The organism is Aquibium carbonis (assembly GCF_003970795.1).
Lineage (GTDB): Bacteria > Pseudomonadota > Alphaproteobacteria > Rhizobiales > Rhizobiaceae > Aquibium > Aquibium carbonis.
On sequence record NZ_RWKW01000030.1, the window covers coordinates 77,170 to 99,604 of the forward strand.

A 22,435-nucleotide genomic window follows, 5' to 3' on the forward strand; every position below is an offset into this window, starting at 1 on the left:
CGGATCAGGACGGCGAAGGAGAAACTCCGCCAAGCCTTGCGGTCTTGGGTAGCGGAACAGCGCCGCACCATCGGGTCGACCGGCATCAAGGTGGCGATCGCCAGCTCGATCGCCATGTTCGCCGGGTTTGCGGCCTTCCATTTCGGCACCCTGGGCATGACCGGGTCCGACATCGTCTTCTACTATGCCATGCTGAGCGCGCTGCTTTATTGCAGCCTCGCCTATCAGTTGAACCGCTTCGGCGCATCGCGGCGCCGGGAGGAGCTTGCCGGCCTCCTGGACGTGGACGTGCCCTGGCGGGAACCAGCGAACGCGCCATCGGTCTCGATCCTGATACCGACCTATCGCGAAGAGCGTCGGGTTCTGATCGGCACGATCGTCTCGGCCGCGCTCGCCGAATACGCCAATCGACGGATCGTCGTCCTCGTCGATGATTCACCGGCCGACCAGAAGGCGTTGAAGGCCACGCTCTCCACGATCGAGGAGACGGCAGGCTGGCTGAAAGACCAGGCGGATCGCCTGCGCGCTGCAAACGCGGCCTGGCAAACGCGCAAGTCCACCCAGCCGTTCGACCCGGCCGCCGAGTCGCGGCATCTGGTCGAGGCTTACCGTGATCTGGTGAACTGGCTGAATTCGCTTGCGGCGCGCCTGGATGCCGAGTCCTCGGAAGAATTCAGCCACGTCGATGGGTTCGTCATCGAGAAGATCGTCCGCGACGCAGCCGCGCGTTACCGGAGCCGCGGCGACCGGCTGGCGTCGGCGGACCTGACATGGGCGGAGGCGGATACCGAACATGCCCGCCTGGCGGTTCTCCTGTGTGACGACATCGGCCACTTCCAGCGCAAGACGTTCGACAACCTTTCGCATGCCCCCAACAAGGCGATGAACCTGAACGCCTATATCGGTCTGATGGGCGGTCGGTACGTGAGGGTTCACCGAAACGGGGTCACCGGCCTGGAGCCGGCGAACGGATCCAACGTCGACATGGACATCCCGCGGCCCGACTACGTCCTGACGCTCGACGCTGACAGCGTGATCCTCAACCGCTACGTCGCCACGCTGGTCGAAGTGCTCGAGAGCGATCCGACCGCGGGGGTGGCGCAGACGCCCTACCTGACCTTCCCGAACGGCGATTCCCCGGTGGAACGCATCGCGGGAGCCACGACCGACATCCAGTATCTGGTCCACCAGGGTTCCAGCTGGTTCGACGCGGCCTATTGGGTCGGCGCGAATGCGTTGATCCGCTTCTCGGCCCTCGAGGCCATCGCCAAGACCCAGGTCGAAGCCGGAAAGCCGGTCAAGGTCTTCATCCAGGACAAGACCGTCATCGAGGATACCGGCTCGACAATCGACCTGCTGCAACGCGGCTGGCGCGTGCAGAATCATTTCGTTCCTCTCGCCTACAGCGCCACGCCGGCGGATTTCGGCGCGCTCGCCATCCAGCGCAAGCGCTGGGCCAATGGTGGCCTGATCATCCTGCCGGAATTGTTGCGCGAATACATGCGATCCCCGGAGCGCATGAACCGCTTTCCGGAACTCGTACTGCGCACGCACTATCTGCTGTCGCCCGTGATCGGCAACGTTGCCGTGTTCATGCTGATGATCTGGGCCGGAGCGGAGGCCAGCGGCATCCTGTGGACGCCGGTGATCATGCTCCCCTATTTCGCGCTCTACATGCTCGATCTGAGGCGCCTGGGCTACCGGGCGCGCGACCTGTTCGGCGTCTGCGCGCTCAACCTGATGCTTCTGCCTGTCAACTTCGCCGGCATCCTGGCGTCCATCGTCCAGATGGTAACGGGGCGGAAAGGCAGCTTCAACCGAACCCCCAAGGTATCCAGCCGGACCTACGTTCCACCCTATGCGCTCCTGTTCAACCTCGGCGTCCTGATGCTCATGCTCGCCTATGCGACCAGGGCGGTGATGTACGGGGAGTATTCGGGAGCGGTGATTCCGATCGTGAACATCCTGCTCTACAGCTACGGGCTGATCCGTTTCGTCGGCATTCTCGACAGCATCGGCGACATGTTTCCCGCATTGCGGCGCATGGCGCTTGCCTGCACGGACGCTCTCACCCGCCTGTCCAGGCTCAGCGTTCCGTTCCTCCCGCCCATGGGCAACCGCTACGTGACCGTGCCCGGGCTGGCAGCCGCGCTGATCCTGCTGACACCGGCGCCATCGGGATCGCGAATCCCGGCCGCTCCGGAATCACCTGCGCCGGCTGCATCCACATCGGCTGCTCCCGTTCATCGACTGCCGATGACCATGACGCCGCCTGCCCATCCGGTGGTTGACGGCGTTGCTTTCAACGGTTCCCGCCTTGGCGATCCCGCCCCGCAGGAAGGCACCACCGTGGACGCGCCGAGCGTCGACCCAGAAGCCCCCAGGCCCTAGGCGGAGCACCGGACAGATGCTACGAGACGCGATCATGACCGTCACCGGGCCGGCATACAGGATGACGATACGATGAAACGGAGACGGATACGCATAATCGACGTGCTGCTGCTGAGCGTGCTCACGGCCTGCACCATCGATGCGGCGACCAAGATGGACGACGACAGCAGCCTTGCCGCTCGCCAGGCGTTCCAGGCCGGCGACACGCTGTTGAAACAGGGTGGCGCCAAGAATGAGGTGCTTGCGGCGCGCTATTACAAGCGAGCCGCCGACATGGGCAGCCACTGGGGTCATTACAAATACGGCACCATGCTTCTCGAGGGAAAAGGCGTCGCCAAGGACGTTCCGGCAGCCGCGCAGGCGTTCAGCACGGCCGCCGAGCAGGGCAATGGCTGGGCGCAGTATCAGCTCGGCGTGCTGTATCTCGATGGAAACGGCGTGCCGCAGGACGTGCCCCGCGGCACAGCCCTCCTCGGCAAGGCTGCGGACCAGAACATTTCCTGGGCGCAGTACCGGCTCGGCGACATGTACGCCACCGGCACCGGCGTGCCGCAGGATCTGACGAAGGCCCGCGCCTACCTGGAGAAATCAGCCGCGCAGGACATCTCCTACGCCCAGTTCGCCCTTGCCAACCTGATCATGGACAAGGAGCCCCAGCGCGCGAAGACGCTGCTGCAGACGGCCGCCGCTGCGGGCAACCAGCTGGCCGCCAAGCGGCTGGCCCAGATCGCCGGCTAGATTCGTCCCGATACGACCGAAGCCCTTGCGGCCGCCGCGACAGGGGACCATGCACATAGACCTGTCTCCTGGGTCTGCGCGGACAGGGGCCCCTCACCCTCCGATGCCTGGAAACGCGTCCTGCCGATCGAGCAGGGCCTCGGCCGTGCGCCAGGCGACCTTCTCCTTGTCGCTGTCGGAGATCGCCGCCTCCCGGATCGCATCGAGCGGACTGTCGTGGAAGATCGGGTAATCCGATCCGGCCATGATCCGATCGGCGCCGTAGAGCTTGACTGCCGCCTCCAGAGCGCGCGGCCCCAGCGAGGCGGCGTCGTACCAGATCCGCTTCAGCCGTTCGGCCGGGAACGGCTGGTCGGCATTGCGATGGCGACCGATGCTTTCCATGCGTTCGACGATGAAGGGGATCGTCCCGCCGAGATTGATCGCCTGAAAGGCGATGTCGGGAAACGCGTCGAGCAGATCCGACAGGATCAGCGTCAGGACGACCTGTGAGGCCTGCGCCTGCAGCGCCACGGCAGAGGTGCGGTACTGCGGATGGTCGGCCGCAAGCGCCGGCGCGTCCTCGCCAACCATGAGGCCCGGATGCAGCATCAGGAGCGCGCCGGTCTCGTTGGCCGCTCTCAGCACTGGCTCGAGCGCACGGGCTTGGGCGATCGTGTTGAAATAGTTCGACGGCAGGATCGCGCCAGGCAGCCTCAATTCGCGACGAACGCGGACCAACTCGAGCGCCGCTTCCTCCATGTCGGCGAGCGGCAATCCGGCCAGCGCCGTCAGCCGCCCACCGGTCCGCGCTCGCAACTCCGCCATGTGGTCGTTGAAGGCGCGGATGGCGGGCAGCGATTCGGCAAGGGGCAGGACGTCCGCGCACAGCGCGCCGGGAAAGGTCAGCATGCGCCGCGTCACCCCCTGCGCCGCCATTTTCGCCAGGCCGATGGTATGGTCATGATGGGATGGCGTGAACGGAAACTCGCCATTCATGGCGAGCATGACCGGGCCGTCGATGGTCTCGCGAAGGCAGGGCCTCGAAGCGCGCCGCGCCAGCATTTCGGCCAGCCCGCCGCCGTAGAAATGGGCATGCATGTCGGTGCAGCGCGAGAGGTCCATGCGGGCGTATCCGATCCCAAAGCCGTACTTCAGTTTCACTAAACCCCATGCTAATGTCGGCGGCAAGTCGCGCCACCGGAGAATCCGATGCAGCCTTCAGCTTTCATCCGCAACACCTGGTATGTCGCCGGCCGCAGCGAGGATTTCGGCCGCGACCTCAAGCCGATGACGCTGCTCGGCGAAGCGATGGTGTTCTTCCGGAGGCTGGACGGCTCCGTCGCTGTGCTGGAGGACGCCTGCCCCCACCGCAAGCTTCCGCTCTCGAAAGGCGCCTTGAAGGGCGACACCGTCGTTTGCGGCTACCATGGCCTGACCTTCGACGGCTCGGGCCGATGCGTGGCGGCGCCGACGCAGGAGCACATGATTCCGAAGCGCGCGCGCGTCGCTTCGTGGCCGGTAATCGAGCGCTACGGCTTCGTCTGGGTCTGGCCGGGCGAACCGACGCTTGCGGATCCGTCTGCCCTGATCGACATCCCGCATTTCGACGACCCCAGTTGGGGCCGCACGGCGCGCGGCGCGCTGCCGATCGCTTGCAACTACCTCTGGATCACCGACAATCTGCTCGACCCCTCGCACGTCGCCTGGGTGCACGTGACGTCGTTTGCCGGCGCGGGCTCCGACACGCTGCCTTTGGAGATGACGGAGGACGATGATGGCGTGGTCGTCTACCGCTGGATCCACGACAAGCCCGCGCCGCCCTACTATGCCCCCTTCCTCGCCTTCGCCGACAATTGCGACCGCAAGCAGCATTACGAGATGCGGCTCCCGGCGATCGCGCTCAACATGTCGGTCTACGCGCCGGGGGGCTCCGGCGCGTCGGGAAACGACATCCCGGAAGGATCCTTCGTCAACGTCTCCTACAATTTCATCACGCCGGTGGACGAGGACAACTCGCTCTATTTCTGGTTCCAGCACCGCAACCAGCGGGCCGACGATACCGCCATGTCGGAGCGCATGTTCGCGGGCGCGACCATGGCGTTCAACGAGGACAAGGACGTGCTGGAATCGGTCCATCGCGGCATGAAGAACCCGCGCTCGCCCAGCATCAATCTGGGGCTCGATGCCGGCGCGCTGCGCTTCCGGCGCAAGGTCGAGCGGCGCATCGCCGCCGAGGCGTCTCAGGAAGCCGCAAGCGAGGCGTCGGTGATGGCCGGCTGACGTTCGACCTCGTGATGCAGCCAGTCGCGAAACACCTGGATGCGTTCGGTTCGCAGCGATCCTGCCGGACACACGAACCAGTAGGAAAATTGCGACGGGACGAGTTCGGGAAAGGGCCGGACCAGCCGCCCATCGGTCAAGGCGTCGATGACCAGTGGCTCACGGCCAAGCGCCACGCCATAGCCGTTGATCGCCGCCTGAACGACCATGTTGGACTGTCCGAAACGTCGCGCACGCTGCGGCTTGGGCAGCTTGCGGCCCGTCTCCTCGGCCCAGTACTGCCAGGTAGGCGGGCGCCCGCCGATGTCGGCGATCTCGTCGTAGAGCAGCGTGTGATGGGCGAGATCGTCCACCGAGCGGATCGGCGGCCCCTTCTCGATGAGCTTTGGCGCGCAGACCGGGAACAACCGTTCGGTCAGCAGACGCTCGACGTGAAGGCCCGGATAGCTGCCCAGACCATAACGGATCGCCACGTCGACCTCGTCGTCGGCGAAGTTGGCGAGCGACCCCGACGTCAGGATGGAGACGGGAAAATCGGGATAGCGCTGGTCGAACTCGATCAGGCGCGGAATGAGCCAGATGAAGGCGAAGCCGGGAAGGCAGGATATGCCGATGGTCAGGCTCTCACCGGGCTTCACGCGCAACGCGTTGCAGGCCTGCGCGACCTCGCCGAAACCCTGTGCGACGGCCGCGGCCAGTTTCAACCCGTCCTCGTTGGCCGTGGCGCGACCGCCGCCCCGGATTACCAGCCGGCGGCCGAGCCAGTCTTCCAGCGTGCGCACATGCTGGCTCACCGCACTTTGCGTGACGCCCAGTTCCTCGGCCGCACGGCCGAAGCCCTGCAGCCGCACGACGGATTCGAAGGTTCTCAATGCCGCGAAAGGAAGGTTCGCCTTCATATAAGTGCTGCTAATGAAGCATTTAATCGAAGTCAAATCGGCGGCCGATGGCCAGCACGTTTCGGTGCCCACGAGACGGCGCGAGGAGGCCTCGGATGAGCCAGCCAGGCGCAACCAACGACGCAGCCGTGCTGGATGGCGCGCGAAACCTGCTGGCCGATTGCGCCGGGATGCGGGCCGGCGAGACGCTGCTCGTCCTGCACGAGGATCCGACGCTCGGTTATTACGGACCAGGGCTGGCGGAAGCTGTGCTGGAAGCCGCCGCGACGATGGGCATTCGGGCGACCGCACGCGCCATCCCCTTCGACCCCGACATCGATGTGCCGCCGGCGGACCTACGCCACGCGATGCTGGCCGCGGACCGGACACTGTTTCTCGCCCGCATGGGCGACCAGTTGCGCTTCAACGCCGAACTTGCCGCGGTCCGGCCGATCGTCTGCTATGCGCTCAACCGGGACATGCTGGGCTCCGTCTTCGGCCGGGCCCCCTATCGCGCCTTCGTCGCGCTGAAGGCCAGCGTCGATGCGGTCCTTGCCGGCGCGACCTCCATCCGCGTGACCTGCCCTCTCGGCACCGATTTTTCCGGCCCGGGCGTGGCCTTTCCGGGTGCGAAAGGTGATGTCACGGTGGCGCGTTTTCCGATGTCGGTCTTCACGCCGGCGCCGGCGGCGGCCTATCGCGGCCGGGTGGCGCAGGCGGGGTTCCTCGTCGGCACCGGCTCGAAATACTACCAGCCCTACGGAGCGGCGCTGCGGGACGTCCTGTTCATCGCCTTCGAGGGCAACCACATCACCGGCTTCGAGGGCGATGCCGCCGATGTGGACACGGCGCGGCGGCACTACGCCTTCGTCGCCGACCGGTTCGGCATCGACCGCGATTTCGTCCACTCCTGGCACGCCGGCATCCATCCGGGCTGCGCCTTTCCAGGCCAGGCCGGCGAAAACCTGGAGCGCTGGAGCGGCGCAGCTTTCGGTAACCCTCGCCTGCTGCATTTTCACACCTGCGGGGCCTATGCGCCGGGCGAGATTTGCTGGAACGTCGTCGATCCGACCGTGCTGGTCGACGGGGTCGCGGTCTGGGAGAACGGCCGGCTGCATCCCGAACGCGTGCCGGGCGGCAGCGAAATCCTCGCCGCCCATCCGCAAGTCGCCGCAGCCTTCGCCGCTCCGGCGCAGGCGGTCGGCCTCGCGCCCCACGGACGCCTGTCGGCGGTCAGGACACCATGAAAGCGCGATAATCCTCGGCGACCGCGTTCGCCGCCGCCTCGATCAGGTCGGCCCCCTGCTGCGGCGTCGCGAGCGCCGAGTGCGAACCGACCCGGCCATCGGGGAAGTCGCGCCGGTGCTCGTCGGGCGGGCCGTGCCGGTCTCCGACATGGGCGCGCATATAGTCGGCCGACAGGGCGCGCGGCGGCGTGAGGGCCTCCGGAGGAACCGGCGGCTGCCGATGCGCGGCCATGGTGATCGCGACCTCCGAAGGCGTCGCGTGCATGCCCTCCCAGTCGCCATACCACGCTCGGCGGAGCACGTTGACCGGTTCGAAGTCCCACCAGCTCTTCAGCTGGATGCGATGCCCCGGCCGGGCCGCGATCACTTCGCGCAAAGGCGCAAGATTGGCGCCATGGCCGTTGAGCACATAGACATGGGCAAAGCCCTGCGCGGCGAGGCTGTCGAACACCTCGCCCGCCAGCGCCGCGAAGAGCGGGACGGAAATCGAGATCGTGCCGGGAAAAGCTGTGTTGAACGGCGCTGGCGTGAGTGCCAGCGTCGGTGCCACGATCGCCTCGCAGCGCTCGGCCGCGCGTTCGGCGATCGTCGTGGCGCAGAGCGCGTCGGTGCCGATCAGGCCCATCGGCCCGTGCTGTTCGGTGGAGCCAACCGGCACGATGATGCCGCCCGACGCCGCCAGGTGGGCGTCGACCTCTGGCCAGGTCATCAGGTCGAGCCTCATGCCGACGAACCCGTCGTCCTGTCCACCCAGCCACGCAGGATCGGACGATAGCTGTCCAGTTCCGCCGCAACGGCGGGCTCGACTTCGATGCGGGCGCGATAGGCTGCGACCCCTTCGGGCCACGCGATGGCCAACGACAGCGGCGGCGTCAGCGCGTCGATCCAGGCGAAGGTGATCGGATAGCCGCAATCGCCGAGGCCGAAACCCAGGTCAGGCCCGGCCTGAAGCATCCGCCCCAGTTGGCCAAGCCTTTCGGAAAGGATGGCCGACTGTCGTGCATTGAGGGCAGCGTCCCGCACGTCGGGCCCGATCGATCCGAACAGCGCTCGAAGGGCAGGCTCCAGCCGCGTGTCGTGGAAGCGACCGCGCTCGCGCATCCTGGCGCGATCCGCCACGGCCTGTGGCAGCAGCGGCGGCTCCGGATACCGCTCTTCCAGATATTCGGCGATCGCCTCGCTGTCAGCGATGAGCAGGTCGCCATCGAGCATGGCCGGCAGGTTGCCGGATGCCACGATCTGCTTGTATGCGGCGGAGCCATAGCCGCCCGGCGGCGGCAACTCGCGCCAGTCGAGGTTCTTGTGCCGCAGCACGATGCGCAGCTTGGCGCAGTAGAGGCTGGGTGGGATGGCGTAGATCGTCAGCATGGACGAGAGGCGAAGCGCCGACGGCGCTCCGCCGATGCCCTGGTCAGTTCTGGAGCTGCCACTTGATGCCGAGCTCGTCGAAGAAGCCGGCTTCCCGCTTCAGCGTGATCCAGGTGTTGACGTAGTTGATCCAGACCTGATCGTCCTGCTTCATCAGCATGGCGACCGGCGTCCGGGCACGCGGCGCCGACACCGGCACGATCATCATTTCCGGATACTGGGCGATGAGCTTGTAGGCCTCGACGTTGGATGTGATGTGCGCCTGGGCGCGGCCGGACAGAACCTCCTGGAAGTCGCGCGCCGGCGCTTCGACGATCTTGTACTGGGCGTTGGGGAAGAACTCCTTCACCTGCTTTTCCTGGGTGGTGCCGAGCGTCGCCGCCACGATCACGTCGGCCTTGTCCAGATCGGCCCAGTCCTTGAAGCGGTCGGCGTCCTTCTTGTTGATCAGCGGCACGGTGGCGAGCGAGAAGTAGCTCGTCGAATACCCGGCCGCCTTGGCGCGCGCAGGCGACATCGAGGCCGATCCGGTGATGTGATAGGTGCCGGCCGAGACGCCGGACACGAGCGTCTTCCAGTCGGTCGGAACGAATTCCACCGTGACGCCGAGATCGGTCGCCAGCTGGTTCATCACGTCGATGTCGTAGCCGGTGTAGCCATTGGTGGCGACATCCTTCATCGTCATCGGGTTCCAGTCGCCCGTCGTGCCGACCTTCAGCACGCCGCCGCTCAGGATGTCGTTCAGCGCCGATTGCGCCAGGGCTGGAACGGACGACAGCGCCAGCGCCGCGGTCAGGACAAGCGATTTCAGCATGCTCATGGGAACCTCCAACCTTCGATCGGCCACGACCGTGGGACGCTTGATCCTTGTCTGAAATCAGTTGCTATGCAAGCGAAACTTATGCCTAAATCTGCGGCAGGGCACTTCGCCCTCCATCGGCCATCGGCGACAATGAGGATCGAAGCAGCGGTGCGAGACGACGAGCCCATCATCCTGTTCGACAATGTTTTCAAGTCCTTCGGGGATTTCCAGGTTCTGAAGGGCATCTCGCTCTCCATCGCCGCCGGGGAGCGCGTGGTGATCTGCGGGCCGTCCGGCTCCGGCAAGTCGACGCTGATCCGCTGTATCAACGGCCTGGAATCCTATGACGCGGGCCACATTCGCGTTGCCGGCCTGGCGCTCGGAACCGACGATGCCAGCCGGCGCGCGGTGCGTGGCAAGGCCGGCATGGTGTTCCAGCAGTTCAACCTCTTCCCGCATCTGACCGTGCTGGAGAACCTGATGCTCGGGCCGATGCGAGCCCGCGGCATGAACCGCGCCGCGGCCGAGGAGATCGCGCGCCGCTATCTGGACCGCGTTCGCATTCCCGAACAGGCAGACAAATATCCGCGCCAGCTGTCTGGCGGGCAGCAGCAGCGCGTGGCGATCGCAAGGTCGCTGTGCATGGAGCCCGGCATCATGCTGTTCGACGAGCCGACCTCGGCGCTCGATCCCGAGATGATCAACGAAGTGCTGGAGGTGATGGCCGAGCTCGCCGGCACGGGCATGACCATGCTCTGCGTCACCCATGAGATGGGATTCGCCCGCCGCGTGGCGGACCGCATCATGTTCATGGATCACGGCGAGATCGTCGAGACCGCGCCGCCCGAGCGCTTTTTCTCGGCGCCGGAAAGCCAGCGCTGCCGCGACTTCCTGCAGAAGATCCTGAACCATTGAGAGGCCCGACCATGCGCAAGGCCTTCATCCTCGCCGCCCTCGCGTTGGTGCTGACGGGTTGTTCCGGCAACTGGGGCTGGTATGTCGTCAACCCGACCACGCCCTCCGGCTACAACAACGTCCGCTTCCTCCTGAGCGGCCTGCAATACACGATCCTGCTTTCCGCCACCGCGATCTCGATCTCGATCGTGGTGGGCCTGCTCGTCGCCCTGCCCGGCCTGTCCAGCAATCGCGGCCTGCGCTGGGCCAGCCGCACCTATGTCGAACTCGTGCGGGCAGTTCCGATCCTGGTGCTCGTGCTCTGGGTCTATTACGGCCTGCCGCAGATCACCGGTCTCACGATCGGCGTGTTCTGGGCAGGCGTCTTCGCGTTGGCGCTTTCCGACAGCGCCTTCCAGGCGGAAATCTTCCGTGCCGGCATCCAGTCCATCGCGCGCGGGCAATACGAGGCAGCCTATTCCATCTCGCTGAACTACCGTGACACGATGCGCTACGTAATCCTGCCGCAGGCGATCAGGCGCATCCTGCCGGCGATCGGCAACCAGATCGTCTACATGCTGAAGATGTCGTCGCTGGTCTCCGTGATCGGCATGCAGGAACTCACCCGAAAGGCCAACGAACTCGTGGTCACCGAGTATCGGCCGCTGGAGATCTACACCTTCCTGGTGCTCGAATACCTCGTCCTGATCCTGATCGTCTCGGCCGGCGTGCGCTGGCTCGAGCGGCGCATGCGCACCGACGAGCGCTGACACGGCAGGCGTGGCTGCGGGCATCGAAGGAACGACGACACCGCCGGATTCATCCTGTCGCAAACGCTCCATTGGCGTAGAGTTGTCCCGAACTGTCGAGCGAGGTGACGGGCAATGCGCACGATCGAGGACCAGGCCTTCCTGTGGCTCCTTGTGGCCACGTCGGCCGCGTTCGGCCTGATCATCTGGCCTTATTATGGCGCCATCCTGTGGGGCGTCATTGCCGCCATCCTGTTTCTGCCGGTTCATCGTCGACTGACGAAGGCCATGCGCGGACGTACCGGGCTCGCCGCCATCACGACCGTCATCCTCACCGTCCTGCTCGTCATTCTGCCGCTGATGCTGGTCGCATCTTCGCTCGCCGTGGAAGCAGCCGCGCTCTACACCAACATCCAGTCCGGCCGGCTGGATCCAGGCCAGTATCTCAGGACGATCGTCGACGCCGCGCCCGAATGGCTGGAGGATCTGTTCGCCACGTTCGAGCTCACGAACCTGGACGCTGTCCGCAACGGGCTCTCCCGCTTTCTCCAGGCGCTGGTGGCGCGCGCCCTTCTGGTCGGGCAGAGCACCTTCGAGTTCTTCGTCAGCCTGGGCGTCATGCTGTACCTGCTGTACTTCCTGCTTCGCGACGGCGCGAAACTGTCGCAGAAGATCAAGAAGGCGATCCCTCTTCGGGAACTCCAGCGGGACGCACTGATCGAAAGATTCGCGATCGTCGCACAGGCGATCATCCGGGGAACGCTTCTGGTGGCTGCGGTGCAGGGCGCGCTGGGCGGGCTGATCTTCTGGGTGCTCGGAATCCACGCCCCCGTGCTCTGGGCCGTCCTGATGGCGTTCCTGTCCCTGCTGCCGGCCGTCGGGTCGAGCATCGTCTGGTTCCCGGTCGCGGTCTATCTGCTCTTGTCCGGTTCGATCTGGGAAGGCCTGGTGCTAATCCTGTTCGGGATGCTGGTGATCGGTCTCGTCGACAATCTTCTGCGGCCGTTCCTGATCGGCAAGTCGACGAGCATTCCCGACTACGTGGTGCTGATATCCACGCTCGGCGGCATTTCCGTCTTCGGCCTCAATGGCTTCGTCGTCGGCCCGATGGTCGCCGCCATGTTTATCGCCGTCTGGGACATCTTCCTCGCCACAGGCCGCGACCTGGAGTCGGAAGCCGGACAGCACGCCGCTGGATCCGCGCTGACCGCGCCCGGCACGGCCAAGCTCGGCCAACGCCGGATGCCGGACTGAAATGAGGCCGGCGCGACCTCGGCCAAGATCCGTCATGACCCTTCCATGCCGTTCGGCGGCGGCCGGTCCAGGTCGTCCCGGGGCACACCGTCGGAACCGGGATGCCCCGCAGCCGCGACGCGCGATGATCCGCTCCCTTGATCGCTGCGATATCCCATCGGTACGGCCCCCGTGGACATCGGCTGGGCGTCCCGGCGCCAGTCAAGTCGGCACTTGCACGAGCTTTCATCATACGTATGATATATGCATGCTGCTGCGGACGCTCCATCAAGAGACCGTCGACCGGATCGCCCACTGGATCGTCGGCGGTCGTTTCGCCGACCGTTCTGCGCTTCCGACCGAAGACGAGATCGGGGGAGAGCTGGGCGTTTCGCGCACTGTGGTCCGCGAAGCCATGCGGACGCTGGTCGCCAAGGGCATGGTCGAGGTTCGCAGACGCCACGGGACGACGGTCAGGCCCATCGATTCCTGGAGCCTCTTTGATCCGCAGGTGGTCGCCTGGCGTGTGACCGGCGGGCTGACGCGCGACTTCGTCGACGATCTGATCCACTTCCGCCTCGGGATCGAGCCGCACGCGGCCGCTCTCGCGGCGCGAAATGAGGGATTCGACGCCCAGGCGCTCGAAGATGCGTATCGACGGATGTCGAATGCGGTGGACGGTGATGGCGACTATCACGCCGCCGACCTCGACTTCCACCAGGCGATCATCCTTGGATCCAACAACCAGTTCCTGCGCCAGCTCGTGCCGCTTCTCGCCAACACGCTGAGCATCTCGTTCAAGCTGTCGGTGATCAGCATGGACACCGCGCGCGCCTCGTTGCCCATGCACCGGGAGGTCGCCGACGCGATCATCGGCCACGACCCCGACGGGGCTCGCAAGGCATTGACAAGACTCATCGAAGCGGCCCGCGAGGACATCCTTGGCGTGCTGCCGGACATGCTCTGGGAGGAGCGATCGGATGTCGAGAGGAATAGACTACCTGTTCAAGGGCCTTGAAGCCCTCCTGGTGGTCCTGCTTGCCGCCATGGCCATCATGGTCTTCGGCAATGTCGTGCTGCGCTATGGCTTCAACTCCGGCATCCTCGTCTCCGAGGAACTGGCCCGCTACTTCTTCGTCTGGCTGACCTTCATCGGCGCGGTCGTCACCTTCCGCGAGAATGCCCATCTGGGCGTCGAGACGCTGGTCCAGCGCTTCGGCCCGCGCGGCCGGCTGCTGTGCATGATCCTCAGCGACGCGATCATTTTCATGTGCATGGCCGCCTTTTTCTGGGGAACCTGGAAACAGTATCCGATCAACGCCTCGATGACGTCGCCAGTGATCGGAATCCGCATGAACTGGATCTACGGCATCGGCTTCTTCACCAGCGTGGGCATCGGGTTGATGGTCGGCCTGCGGCTCGTCCGTGCGCTCGCCGGCCGCATCACCGAAGCGGAACTCCGCGCCTTCGCCGGCGAGAGGACCGAGGCGGCGGTCGTACGGGAGCGCGCGGAATGACCATCGTCGTCTTCCTCGTCTCGCTGCTCGGCGCCATGGCCATCGGCGTGCCGGTGGCGTTCGCGCTCATCTTCTGCGGCATCGCGCTGATGACCTATGGCGGCATCTTCGACACCCAGATCGTGTCGCAACGCATGATTTCGGGGGCCGACACCTTCACGCTGCTCGCCATCCCGTTCTTCCTGCTGGCGGGCGAAATCATGAATGCGGGCGGGCTGTCGCGCCGCATCGTCGAATTCGCCATCGCCTGCGTGGGACACATCCGCGGCGGTCTCGGCATCGTCGCGATCCTGGCCGCCGTCATCATGGCCTCGATCTCCGGCTCGGCCGCTGCCGATACGGCGGCGCTCGCCGCGATCCTGATCCCGATGATGCGCAACGCCGGCTACAACGTGCCCCGCGCAGCCGGGCTGATGGCGGCCGGCGGCATCATCGCGCCGGTCATCCCGCCCTCGATCGCCTACATCATCTTCGGCGTGGCAGCCAACGTCTCGATCACGCAGCTCTTCATCGGCGGGATCGTGCCCGGCCTGATGATGGCGGTCGCGCTCGTGATCACCTGGCTTCTGCTGGCCAAGAAGGAAGACGTCGCCGTGCTTCCGCGCCAGCCGATGGCGGTGAAGCTCAAGGCCACCGGGCGCGCCGGCTGGGCCCTGTTCATGCCCGTCATCGTGCTGGGCGGCATCCGCTTCGGCGTTTTCACGCCCACGGAGGCCGCAGTCGTCGCGGCCGTCTACGCGCTCTTCGTCGGCATGGTGATCTACCGCGAACTGAAGATCGCAGACCTCTATCGCGTCTTCCTCACGGCGGCCAAGACGACCTCGGTGGTCCTGTTCCTGGTCGCCGCCGCGCTCGTCTCGGCCTGGCTCATCACATCGGCCAACATTCCCGCCGAGATCGGCGGCATCATCCAGCCGCTGATCGATCGGCCGACCCTGCTGCTCGCCGTCATCATGCTGCTCGTGCTCATCGTCGGCACCGCGCTCGATCTCGCGCCGACCATCCTCATCCTCACACCAGTGTTGATGCCCATCATCCGCGAGGCCGGCATCAACCCGACCTATTTCGGCGTCCTGTTCGTCATGAACTGCTGCATCGGCCTGCTGACGCCGCCGGTCGGCGTGGTGCTCAACGTCGTCAGCGGCGTGGCAAAAGTACCGCTCGGACAGGTCATCGCGGGGGTCTGGCCGTTCCTTCTGGCCCAGGTCGCCGTGCTGTTCCTGCTCGTCCTGTTTCCAGAGCTCGTCCTCGTGCCGCTCAACTGGTTGCGATAGCCAGGATGCGTCGCGGGTCTATCGAGAAAGTAGAACGTAGAACGTCAACAAGGGAGGAATAAGAAATGAAATCGACCATTCTCAGAGGCCTGGCGCTCGCGCTTGGCACGTGCGTGTTTGCCGGCTCGGCCATGGCCGAGTTCAAGGACCGCACGATCCGCATTTCCAATGGTGTCGCCGAGACCCATCCCGTCGGAAGCGGCGTGACGGCCATGAAGGAGTGCCTCACCGAAAAATCGGGCGGCAAGATGAAGGTGAACGCGTTCTGGAGCGGCGCGCTCGGCGGCGATCTCGACGCCACCCAGGCGCTGCGTTCAGGCACCCAGGAAATGGTGGTCACGTCCAGCTCGCCCCTCGTCGGCATCCTGCCGGCGCTCGGCGTGTTCGACCTGCCGTTTCTCTTCGCCGACGAGACCGAGGCCGACACCATCCTCGACGGCGATTTCGGCGCCTATGTTTCCGACATGATGCCGGGCGTCGGCCTCATCAACCTGGCCTATTGGGAGAACGGCTTTCGCAATCTGACCAATTCGCAGCGCCCCGTCGCCGGTGTCGACGACATCAAGGGTCTGAAGGTTCGGGTGATGCAGAACAACATCTTCCTGGACTCCTTCCTCAACCTGGGCGCAAACGCGGTGCCGATGTCGTTCGGCGAGGTCTTCACTGCGCTCGAGACCGGCGCCATCGACGGCCAGGAGAATCCCGTCGTGACGATCGACACGTCGAAGTTCTCGGAGGTGCAGAAGCACCTGACGATGTCGCGCCACGCCTACACGCCGTTCATGGTGCTCTACTCCAAGCCGCTCTGGGACCAGCTGTCGGCGGACGAGCAGGCGGCCCTGCAGGAATGCGCGATCGTCGGCCGTGACGCGCAGCGCAAGGCCAGCCGCGATCTCGGCGCCCAGTCGCTCGAGAACGTCAAGGCAGCCGGCATGGAGGTGGTGGACCTGACCCCCGAGGCCCAGGCCGCGATGCGCGAGGCGGTCGCCCCGGTCTACGAGAAGCATGCGGCGACGATCGGTCAGGAAGTCGTCGACAAGATGATGGCCGAACTGAAGAAGATGCGCGGCGAGTAGCAACGGTTAGGCGCGGAAGGCGGCAACGGCTTCCGCACCCCTCACCCGGCCGATCAATGCGACGGCCGGGTGACGAAATTCCCCTGCAGGCATGAAGTCTTGAAGATCACATCCCTCGAAACCATCCGACTGGCCGAGTTCGCCAACCTGGTCTGGGTGCGGCTGCACACAGACGAGGGTCTGGTCGGCCTTGGCGAAACCTTCATGGGCGCCGCCGCCGTCGAGGCCTATCTGCACGAAACCGTGGCGCCGAAGATCATCGGCCGCGACCCGATGCAGATCGAAGCGATCAACCGCGACCTCATCGGGTATCTGGGGTGGCGCGGCGCAGGTGTAGAGACACGCGGCAATTCGGCGGTCGACATCGCGCTATGGGACCTGTTCGGCAAGGCCCTGGGCGTGCCGGTCTCGGTGGCGCTCGGCGGGCGCAGCCGCGAGAGTGTCCGCACCTACAACACCTGCGCGGGCTATCGTTACGTGCGCGATGCTCGTGCGCAGGCCGTCGCGAACTGGGGCGTCGGCCAGAGCCAGGGCCCCTACGAGGATCTCGGGGCCTTTCTCAATTCGGCGGACGAGCTTGCCCACTCGCTGCTGGAACAGGGCATCACCGGCATGAAGATCTGGCCGTTCGACATCGCCGCCGAGCGCACCGGCGGGCTCGACATTTCGCCGGACGAACTGCGCACCGCCCTGAAACCCTTCGAGAAGATCCGCAAGGCCGTCGGCGACAGGATGGACATCATGGTCGAGTTTCACTCGCTGTGGAAACTGCCGGCCGCCCAGCGCATCGCGGGCGCGCTCGCCGAGTTCGACACCTACTGGCACGAGGATCCCGTGCGCATGGACTCGCTGGAAACGCTCAAGGCCTACGCGCCGCATTCGCGCGCCATGATCTGCGCTTCCGAGACGCTGGCCTATCCGCACGCCTTTCGCGACTATCTCGCGACCGGAGTGGCGGGTGTGGCGATGCTCGACCTGTCCTGGTGCGGCGGCTTGTCCGAGGCCCGCAAGATCGCCGGCTTGGCCGAGGCGCACCACATTCCCGTCGCGCCGCACGACTGCACCGGCCCGGTGGTCTTCATGGCTTCGTGCCATTTTTCGCTTCATGCCCGGAACACCCTGATTCAGGAATCCGTCAGAGCCTTCTACACCGGCTGGTACCGGGAACTCGTGACCGAACTCCCGGTCGTGGCGGCGGGCGAGATCACGATTGGGGAGGCGCCGGGGCTGGGCATCGACCTGCTTCCCGACGTCGACCGGCGCGCGGACGCGATCGTCAGGACGAGCGGAGCACGATGAGTTCAGAACCGGCAACCAGCGGAACCGGGAGCGTCCCCGGGTCCAGCAGCACGTCGATCGGCATCGCGATCATGCTGCTGGCCATGTTCATGTTCACGCTGAACGACGTGATGGGCAAATGGCTCGTGGCCACCTATTCGGTCGGACAGGTGCTGCTGATCCGCAGCGCCGCCGCGATGCTCGTGCTGCTGCCTTTCCTGTGGCGCGACGGGCTGAAGCCCCTGATCGTCGTCGAGCGGCCGGGCATGCAGGTCCTTCGCGTGCTGCTGTCGTCGGCGGAGGTGTATTGCTTCTATTTCGCCGTCATCACCCTCCCCCTGGCCGACGTGATGACCTACTGGCTCGCAGCGCCGATCTATGTCGCGGCGATGTCGCCCTTCCTGCTCGGCGAGCGGGTCGGATGGCGGCGCTGGGTGGCGATCATGGTGGGCTTCGTCGGCGTCGTCGTCGCGCTCGAACCATCCGCGGCAAGCCTCACGGCGCCCGCCCTGGTCTCCATCGCCGGCTCGTTCTGCTTCGCCTTCATGATGCTGTCCGGCCGCGCACTGCGCGGCACGCCGGGCAGGACGCTGGTGTTCTGGCAGATCGTCGGCGCGGGCCTGTTCGGCATCGTCACCGCGCCCTTCGGCTGGGTGACGCCGAACGCCTTCGACCTGTCGCTTCTGGCCCTGCTCGGCGTGGTCGCCATGCTCGCCCATGTCTGCGTCAACCGGGCGCTCAAGCTCGCCGACGCTTCCGTCGTGGCGCCCTTTCAGTACACGCTGCTCTTCTGGGCGGTCATCTTCGGTTTCATCGTCTTTGGCGACGTCCCGCGTCCAGCCATGCTGGTCGGCGCGGCGATCATCGTGGCGGCGGGCTTGTTCATTCTCGCGCGCGAGCGGGCCACCGGCCGATAGTCCGCTTCGCCCGGCGGAGTTCCTGCGTCCTCACCCGAACAGATCGACCACATGGCGGTGGACGCTGCGAAAGGCGTCGCGCGCGCCGGCAACCACGCGATGCTCGTCTTCGGCCGCGACATCGGCAGCGTCGAGTGCAGCGACGAATGTCTTCCAGTGCCTTCCGCGCCCTTCCGGCGCCGCCGCCAGGTGGCGCGCGCCGAACGTCTCCGACAGGCCGAGGGTGGCCGCCTCCTTGAGCAGGAATGCGGCGCCGAGGCTGGAGCCTTCCGCCACATAGAGCCAGCCGAGGCCGGTCGCGACGTCGACCGGTCCATGCGCGGCGTCCTCGGCAGGCGGCACGCCAAGACCGAGGTCGAGGCGGTCCCTGGCGATCAGGTCGAAGCGTTGCCGGCTCTCCAGACCGGGGATCAGCGCCCGCAGCGCAGGATCTCGATAGAAGAGTGCGAGTTCTCGGTGGAACCGCAACTGGACGTCAAGCAGCCGCCCGTAGGCCTCGCGGCTGGCAAAGGGCTGTCGCCGCAGGATGGTCCGGTCCAGTCGCTCGTGCGTCGCCTGCGTCGCGGCTTTCAGGCGTCCGGCGCGCCCGATGAGCCCGGACTTCGAAACCAGCGCCTCGACATCCATCTGTTCCACCCCTTCGCGGACCTCGCGCCCCTGCCGCGGCCGGCGCGACCGGACACGCGTGATATCGCGCGTGCACCGATTGGTAAGCCGAGGACGAGCGGATGGAAACCGGAATCGCGCTAAGAGACGGCTGCCCCTGACGTGACTATCGCTCGAAATAGCCGAGGATGCGCTCGACCTCGTCGCGATCGCCCATGGTGACCCCCACGCGCTGGTGGAGGGCGTGCGGCTGGATGTCGAGGATCGTGTGGTCCTCTTCCATCGCCAGGCCCCCGGCCTGCTCGATCAGGAAGCCCATCGGATTCGCTTCATACATCAGCCGAAGCTTGCCCGCCGCGTTGGGGTTGCGGCTGTCCCATGGATACATGAACACGCCGCCACGCTTCAGGATGCGGTGGATGTCTGCCACCATCGACCCCGTCCAGCGCATGCCGTAGTCCCGCCCGAGCGGGCCGTCCTTGCCGGCCATGCAATCGTCGATGTAGCGACGGACCGGCTCCGACCAGTGGCGCCGGTTCGACATGTTGATCGCGAACTCGCGCGAGCCGGAGGGAATCCGCAGGTTTTCGCCCGTCAGTTCCCATGCCCCCATGCCTCGATCGAGCGTGAACTCGTAGACGCCCGTGCCGACCGACAGAACCAGCAGCGTCTGCGGGCCATAGAGCGCATAGCCCGCCGCCACCTGCCGGCGCCCCGGCAGCAGGAAGTCGGCCTCCGTCGGTTCGCGGCCGGAGATGTCGCACGGTGCCTCGACCACCGAGAAGATGGTGCCCACCGACAGTGCGACATCGACGTTGCTCGACCCGTCGATAGGATCGAACATCATCAGATACTCGCCCATCGGGTAGCGGTTGGGCACGGGATGGATGGTGTGCATTTCCTCGGATGCCATCGCGGCCAGGTGGCCGCCCCACTCGTTGGCCTCCAGGAGGATTTCATTGGCCATCACGTCGAGCCGCTTCTGTGCCTCGCCCTGGATGTTGATGGCGCCCGCATCGCCCAGCAGGCCTTCGGTGCCCGCCTGGTTCACGGTGTAGCCGATCCGCTTGCAGGCCCGCGCCACGACCTCGAGCAGAAGCCGCAGCTCGGCAGGAAAGGCGTTATGCGTGCGCTGCTGCTCGACGAGGAACTGCGTGAGGCTCTTTCTGGACATGTCTCTTCTCGACTCGAGGCAGTTTGGATGCGATGGGCGACGGCACCCGCCAGGGTTACCGCCAGCTTCGACCTGTTTGCCCGGCGCTGCCGCCGCCGTAAAGGGCCTTGCCGGCCCAGGCCACGCCACGCGTCGTCCCGACACGGCGAAACGTGACGGCCGATCGCAACGACCCGCCCGCGTCGATCGTTGATGGCTATGCTCCCCTGCCTTCCAGAACACAGCCCGGCCATCCTGGCGCAACCATGAACGAGATCTGAATTTGAGCCGATACCTGCCGTTTGCCTCCGTCCTCCTGCTCACCGCCGTCCTTCTCCTGGCAGGCCATCTCGGGTCTCCACGCTTCTGGTGGCCGCTCGTCCTCCTCGTCCCGCTGGCCGGCGTCGGGATCTGGAATTTGGCGCAGCCGACGCACTCCATCATGCGTCTCTATCCGCTGAGCGCGCACGTCCGCTGGTTCTTCGAGTGGCTTCGCCCCTATATGCGCGAATACCTGCTCGACAGCGATCACGAGGGTCGCCCCTTCACGCATTCGCAGCGGCGTCTGGTCTACCAGCGGTCGAAGGACATCGAAGGCGTGAAGTCTTTCGGCGCCGACGTCGACATGTACGAACCGGGCTTCGAGTGGATCAACCATTCGCTCCACGCGGTCGACGATAGCCCGCGCGACCATCGAGTTCTCGTCGGCGGCGCCGACTGCCAGCGCCCCTACGAAGCTTCGGTCCTCAACATCTCCGCCATGAGCTTCGGCTCGCTCAGCGGACGGGCCATCGAGGCGCTCAATCTGGGTGCCAAGCTCGGAAACTTCTACCACGACACCGGTGAAGGCGGGATCTCGAGACATCATCACAGCCATGGCGGCGACCTCGTGTGGGAGATCGGGACGGGTTATTTCGGCTGCCGCACCCGCGACGGCCGCTTCGACGCGGCGGCCTTCGCCGACAGGGCCGCACACGACCAGGTCAGGATGATCGAGATCAAGCTGAGCCAGGGGGCGAAGCCCGGCAAGGGCGGCATGCTGCCGGGTTCCAAGGTCTCGCGCGAGATCGCCGAGGCCAGGGGCGTGGACATGGGCCGGGACGTCCTGTCGCCGGCACGCCATTCCGCCTTCTCCACGCCGCTGGAGATGATGGAGTGGATAGCCGAACTGCGCAGGCTGTCGGGCGGCAAGCCGGTCGGCTTCAAGCTCTGCATCGGCCATCGCTGGGAGTTCCTCGGCCTCGTTAAGGCCATGCTCCAGACCGGCACGACGCCCGACTTCATCGTCGTGGACGGCGCAGAAGGCGGCACGGGCGCGGCGCCTGCCGAACTGTCGAACCATGTCGGGACACCGTTGCGCGAGGCCTTGATCTTCACCCAGAACGCCCTGGTCGGGACGGGCCTGCGGGACCGGGTCCGGGTGGCTGCGGCCGGGAAGATCTTCGATGGTCACACCATGGCGGCAAGTCTGTCGTTGGGCGCCGACTGGTGCAATTCCGGACGCGCCTTCATGTTCGCGCTCGGATGCGTGCAGACGAAAAAATGCCAGACCGACCGATGCCCCACCGGGGTCGCCACCCAGGATCGCCTTCGGCAGAGCGGTCTCGTGGTGTCGGACAAGGGTCCGCGCGTCGCGAATTTTCACCGCAACACCGTGGCCGCCCTGTCGCAATATGTCGCCGCGGCCGGGCTGCGGAGCCCTTCGGAACTGCGGCCGCACCATCTTCGCATCCGCGTCGGCGAGACCGAGGTCCACTCCGCCGACCGGGTCTACGAGTTCCTCGAGCCGGGCGCCCTCATCGACGCGCCGGAAGACACGCCCTACGATCGCTGGTGGGCAATGGCCGACGCATCGAGCTTCCTGCCTCGAAGCTGACGGTCGCTCGGAGCCGCATGGCGCATCCCCTGCCCCCCGATCGCTCCCGCAAACCGCGGCGGAGAGGTTTGCGCTAATGCGTGTCGCGTCCAATACGGTTCATTCTGCCGGGGATGGTTTGGGACAAGGTCGAGGTCTTCGTCGATCGTCGGGCTGGTGGCCCGGCGGAGACGAAG

General features: G+C 65.8%; 21 protein-coding genes. 14 read left to right on the forward strand and 7 right to left on the reverse strand.

Annotated features, from left to right (window positions below):
* Window positions 1-36 precede the first annotated feature (36 nt).
* On the forward strand, window positions 37-2,391 hold the full coding sequence (locus tag EJC49_RS08365; protein ID WP_170314655.1) for a glycosyltransferase family 2 protein: 2,355 nt from the start codon (window positions 37-39) through the stop codon (window positions 2,389-2,391).
* Between the two features lie 102 nt (window positions 2,392-2,493).
* A complete protein-coding gene (locus EJC49_RS08370; protein ID WP_170314656.1) occupies window positions 2,494-3,129 on the forward strand; it encodes a tetratricopeptide repeat protein in 636 nt (211 codons plus the stop codon).
* A gap of 93 nt (window positions 3,130-3,222) precedes the next feature.
* On the opposite strand, the gene EJC49_RS08375 is transcribed toward EJC49_RS08370, so the two are convergent.
* Entirely contained in the window at window positions 3,223-4,233 is a 1,011-nt protein-coding gene (locus tag EJC49_RS08375) for an amidohydrolase family protein (RefSeq protein WP_126699190.1), read from the reverse strand.
* An 87-nt stretch (window positions 4,234-4,320) separates the two neighbouring features.
* On the opposite strand from EJC49_RS08375, the gene EJC49_RS08380 reads away from it, so the two are divergent.
* Complete coding sequence (locus EJC49_RS08380) at window positions 4,321-5,391, forward strand: aromatic ring-hydroxylating dioxygenase subunit alpha (protein ID WP_126699192.1); 1,071 nt, start codon at window positions 4,321-4,323, stop codon at window positions 5,389-5,391.
* Here the strand turns inward: EJC49_RS08380 and EJC49_RS08385 are convergent.
* Entirely contained in the window at window positions 5,352-6,290 is a 939-nt protein-coding gene (locus tag EJC49_RS08385) for a LysR substrate-binding domain-containing protein (protein ID WP_126699194.1), read from the reverse strand. The two genes, EJC49_RS08380 and EJC49_RS08385, sit on opposite strands and share 40 nt — an antisense overlap.
* A 95-nt stretch (window positions 6,291-6,385) precedes the next feature.
* Here EJC49_RS08385 and EJC49_RS08390 point away from each other — a divergent pair, with 95 nt between their 5' ends.
* A complete protein-coding gene (locus tag EJC49_RS08390) occupies window positions 6,386-7,516 on the forward strand; it encodes a hypothetical protein (RefSeq protein ID WP_126699196.1) in 1,131 nt (376 codons plus the stop codon).
* Here EJC49_RS08390 and EJC49_RS08395 read toward each other — a convergent pair.
* Genes EJC49_RS08395 through EJC49_RS08405 form a run of 3 tightly spaced genes read right to left on the reverse strand, consistent with a single transcriptional unit; the run spans window position 7,503 to window position 9,704 of the window.
* Complete coding sequence (locus EJC49_RS08395) at window positions 7,503-8,225, reverse strand: creatininase family protein (RefSeq protein WP_210211774.1); 723 nt, start codon at window positions 8,223-8,225, stop codon at window positions 7,503-7,505. The genes EJC49_RS08390 and EJC49_RS08395 overlap by 14 nt on opposite strands.
* 11 nt (window positions 8,226-8,236) lie before the next feature.
* Window positions 8,237-8,884 carry a glutathione S-transferase family protein gene (locus EJC49_RS08400; RefSeq protein WP_126699200.1) on the reverse strand — a complete coding sequence of 216 codons (648 nt, stop codon included), beginning with the start codon at window positions 8,882-8,884 and terminating at the stop codon, window positions 8,237-8,239.
* Window positions 8,885-8,927: 43 nt separating this feature from the next.
* Window positions 8,928-9,704: a transporter substrate-binding domain-containing protein gene (locus EJC49_RS08405; protein ID WP_210211775.1), complete on the reverse strand. Its 777-nt coding sequence runs from the start codon at window positions 9,702-9,704 to the stop codon at window positions 8,928-8,930.
* A 132-nt stretch (window positions 9,705-9,836) separates the two neighbouring features.
* On the opposite strand from EJC49_RS08405, the gene EJC49_RS08410 reads away from it, so the two are divergent.
* The 9 genes from EJC49_RS08410 (at window position 9,837) to EJC49_RS08450 (ending at window position 18,624) form a co-directional block, all read left to right on the forward strand.
* Complete coding sequence (locus tag EJC49_RS08410) at window positions 9,837-10,601, forward strand: amino acid ABC transporter ATP-binding protein (RefSeq protein ID WP_126699202.1); 765 nt, start codon at window positions 9,837-9,839, stop codon at window positions 10,599-10,601.
* An 11-nt stretch (window positions 10,602-10,612) separates the two neighbouring features.
* Window positions 10,613-11,350, forward strand: a complete 738-nt coding sequence (locus EJC49_RS08415) for an amino acid ABC transporter permease (protein WP_126699204.1) — start codon at window positions 10,613-10,615, stop codon at window positions 11,348-11,350.
* 114 nt (window positions 11,351-11,464) lie between these two features.
* Complete coding sequence (locus EJC49_RS08420) at window positions 11,465-12,583, forward strand: AI-2E family transporter (RefSeq protein WP_126699206.1); 1,119 nt, start codon at window positions 11,465-11,467, stop codon at window positions 12,581-12,583.
* A 124-nt stretch (window positions 12,584-12,707) separates the two neighbouring features.
* Entirely contained in the window at window positions 12,708-13,580 is an 873-nt protein-coding gene (locus EJC49_RS08425) for a FadR/GntR family transcriptional regulator (RefSeq protein ID WP_245453316.1), read from the forward strand.
* Window positions 13,543-14,079 carry a TRAP transporter small permease gene (locus EJC49_RS08430; protein ID WP_126699208.1) on the forward strand — a complete coding sequence of 179 codons (537 nt, stop codon included), beginning with the start codon at window positions 13,543-13,545 and terminating at the stop codon, window positions 14,077-14,079. Before EJC49_RS08425 ends, EJC49_RS08430 begins: the two co-directional genes overlap by 38 nt.
* Window positions 14,076-15,353 carry a TRAP transporter large permease gene (locus EJC49_RS08435; RefSeq protein WP_126699210.1) on the forward strand — a complete coding sequence of 426 codons (1,278 nt, stop codon included), beginning with the start codon at window positions 14,076-14,078 and terminating at the stop codon, window positions 15,351-15,353. The genes EJC49_RS08430 and EJC49_RS08435 overlap by 4 nt, the downstream gene beginning before the upstream one ends.
* Window positions 15,354-15,418: 65 nt before the next feature.
* Window positions 15,419-16,429, forward strand: coding sequence for a TRAP transporter substrate-binding protein (locus EJC49_RS08440; RefSeq protein WP_126699212.1), 1,011 nt, complete (start codon window positions 15,419-15,421; stop codon window positions 16,427-16,429).
* Between the two features lie 99 nt (window positions 16,430-16,528).
* Entirely contained in the window at window positions 16,529-17,728 is a 1,200-nt protein-coding gene (locus EJC49_RS08445; protein ID WP_126699214.1) for a mandelate racemase/muconate lactonizing enzyme family protein, read from the forward strand.
* Complete coding sequence (locus EJC49_RS08450) at window positions 17,725-18,624, forward strand: DMT family transporter (RefSeq protein WP_126699216.1); 900 nt, start codon at window positions 17,725-17,727, stop codon at window positions 18,622-18,624. The genes EJC49_RS08445 and EJC49_RS08450 overlap by 4 nt, the downstream gene beginning before the upstream one ends.
* Before the next feature lie 30 nt (window positions 18,625-18,654).
* Here EJC49_RS08450 and EJC49_RS08455 read toward each other — a convergent pair whose 3' ends face one another.
* Together EJC49_RS08455 and EJC49_RS08460 are read right to left on the reverse strand one after the other, a co-directional pair.
* Window positions 18,655-19,251, reverse strand: a complete 597-nt coding sequence (locus tag EJC49_RS08455; RefSeq protein WP_126699234.1) for a biliverdin-producing heme oxygenase — start codon at window positions 19,249-19,251, stop codon at window positions 18,655-18,657.
* 145 nt (window positions 19,252-19,396) lie between these two features.
* Window positions 19,397-20,404 carry a class 1 fructose-bisphosphatase gene (locus EJC49_RS08460; RefSeq protein ID WP_126699218.1) on the reverse strand — a complete coding sequence of 336 codons (1,008 nt, stop codon included), beginning with the start codon at window positions 20,402-20,404 and terminating at the stop codon, window positions 19,397-19,399.
* 262 nt (window positions 20,405-20,666) lie between these two features.
* Between EJC49_RS08460 and EJC49_RS08465 the strand changes: the two genes are divergently transcribed.
* Window positions 20,667-22,259 (forward strand): FMN-binding glutamate synthase family protein, encoded by a 1,593-nt coding sequence (locus EJC49_RS08465; protein WP_245453317.1) that lies wholly within the window; start codon window positions 20,667-20,669, stop codon window positions 22,257-22,259.
* The last annotated feature ends 176 nt before the right edge of the window (window positions 22,260-22,435 follow it).

Bases quoted from the DNA above. Each gene is read 5' to 3' on its own strand.
- EJC49_RS08395 (WP_210211774.1), bottom strand. From the start codon at position 8,225: ATGACCTGGCCAGAGGTCGACGCCCACCTGGCGGCGTCGGGCGGCATC.
- EJC49_RS08450 (WP_126699216.1), top strand. From the start codon at position 17,725: ATGAGTTCAGAACCGGCAACCAGCGGAACCGGGAGCGTCCCCGGGTCC.
- EJC49_RS08430 (WP_126699208.1), top strand. From the start codon at position 13,543: ATGTCGAGAGGAATAGACTACCTGTTCAAGGGCCTTGAAGCCCTCCTG.
- EJC49_RS08455 (WP_126699234.1), bottom strand. From the start codon at position 19,251: ATGGATGTCGAGGCGCTGGTTTCGAAGTCCGGGCTCATCGGGCGCGCC.
- EJC49_RS08375 (WP_126699190.1), bottom strand. From the start codon at position 4,233: ATGGACCTCTCGCGCTGCACCGACATGCATGCCCATTTCTACGGCGGC.
- EJC49_RS08435 (WP_126699210.1), top strand. From the start codon at position 14,076: ATGACCATCGTCGTCTTCCTCGTCTCGCTGCTCGGCGCCATGGCCATC.
- EJC49_RS08410 (WP_126699202.1), top strand. From the start codon at position 9,837: ATGAGGATCGAAGCAGCGGTGCGAGACGACGAGCCCATCATCCTGTTC.
- EJC49_RS08380 (WP_126699192.1), top strand. From the start codon at position 4,321: ATGCAGCCTTCAGCTTTCATCCGCAACACCTGGTATGTCGCCGGCCGC.
- EJC49_RS08460 (WP_126699218.1), bottom strand. From the start codon at position 20,404: ATGTCCAGAAAGAGCCTCACGCAGTTCCTCGTCGAGCAGCAGCGCACG.
- EJC49_RS08385 (WP_126699194.1), bottom strand. From the start codon at position 6,290: ATGAAGGCGAACCTTCCTTTCGCGGCATTGAGAACCTTCGAATCCGTC.
- EJC49_RS08420 (WP_126699206.1), top strand. From the start codon at position 11,465: ATGCGCACGATCGAGGACCAGGCCTTCCTGTGGCTCCTTGTGGCCACG.
- EJC49_RS08390 (WP_126699196.1), top strand. From the start codon at position 6,386: ATGAGCCAGCCAGGCGCAACCAACGACGCAGCCGTGCTGGATGGCGCG.
- EJC49_RS08400 (WP_126699200.1), bottom strand. From the start codon at position 8,884: ATGCTGACGATCTACGCCATCCCACCCAGCCTCTACTGCGCCAAGCTG.
- EJC49_RS08405 (WP_210211775.1), bottom strand. From the start codon at position 9,704: ATGAGCATGCTGAAATCGCTTGTCCTGACCGCGGCGCTGGCGCTGTCG.
- EJC49_RS08415 (WP_126699204.1), top strand. From the start codon at position 10,613: ATGCGCAAGGCCTTCATCCTCGCCGCCCTCGCGTTGGTGCTGACGGGT.
- EJC49_RS08425 (WP_245453316.1), top strand. From the start codon at position 12,708: ATGATCCGCTCCCTTGATCGCTGCGATATCCCATCGGTACGGCCCCCG.
- EJC49_RS08440 (WP_126699212.1), top strand. From the start codon at position 15,419: ATGAAATCGACCATTCTCAGAGGCCTGGCGCTCGCGCTTGGCACGTGC.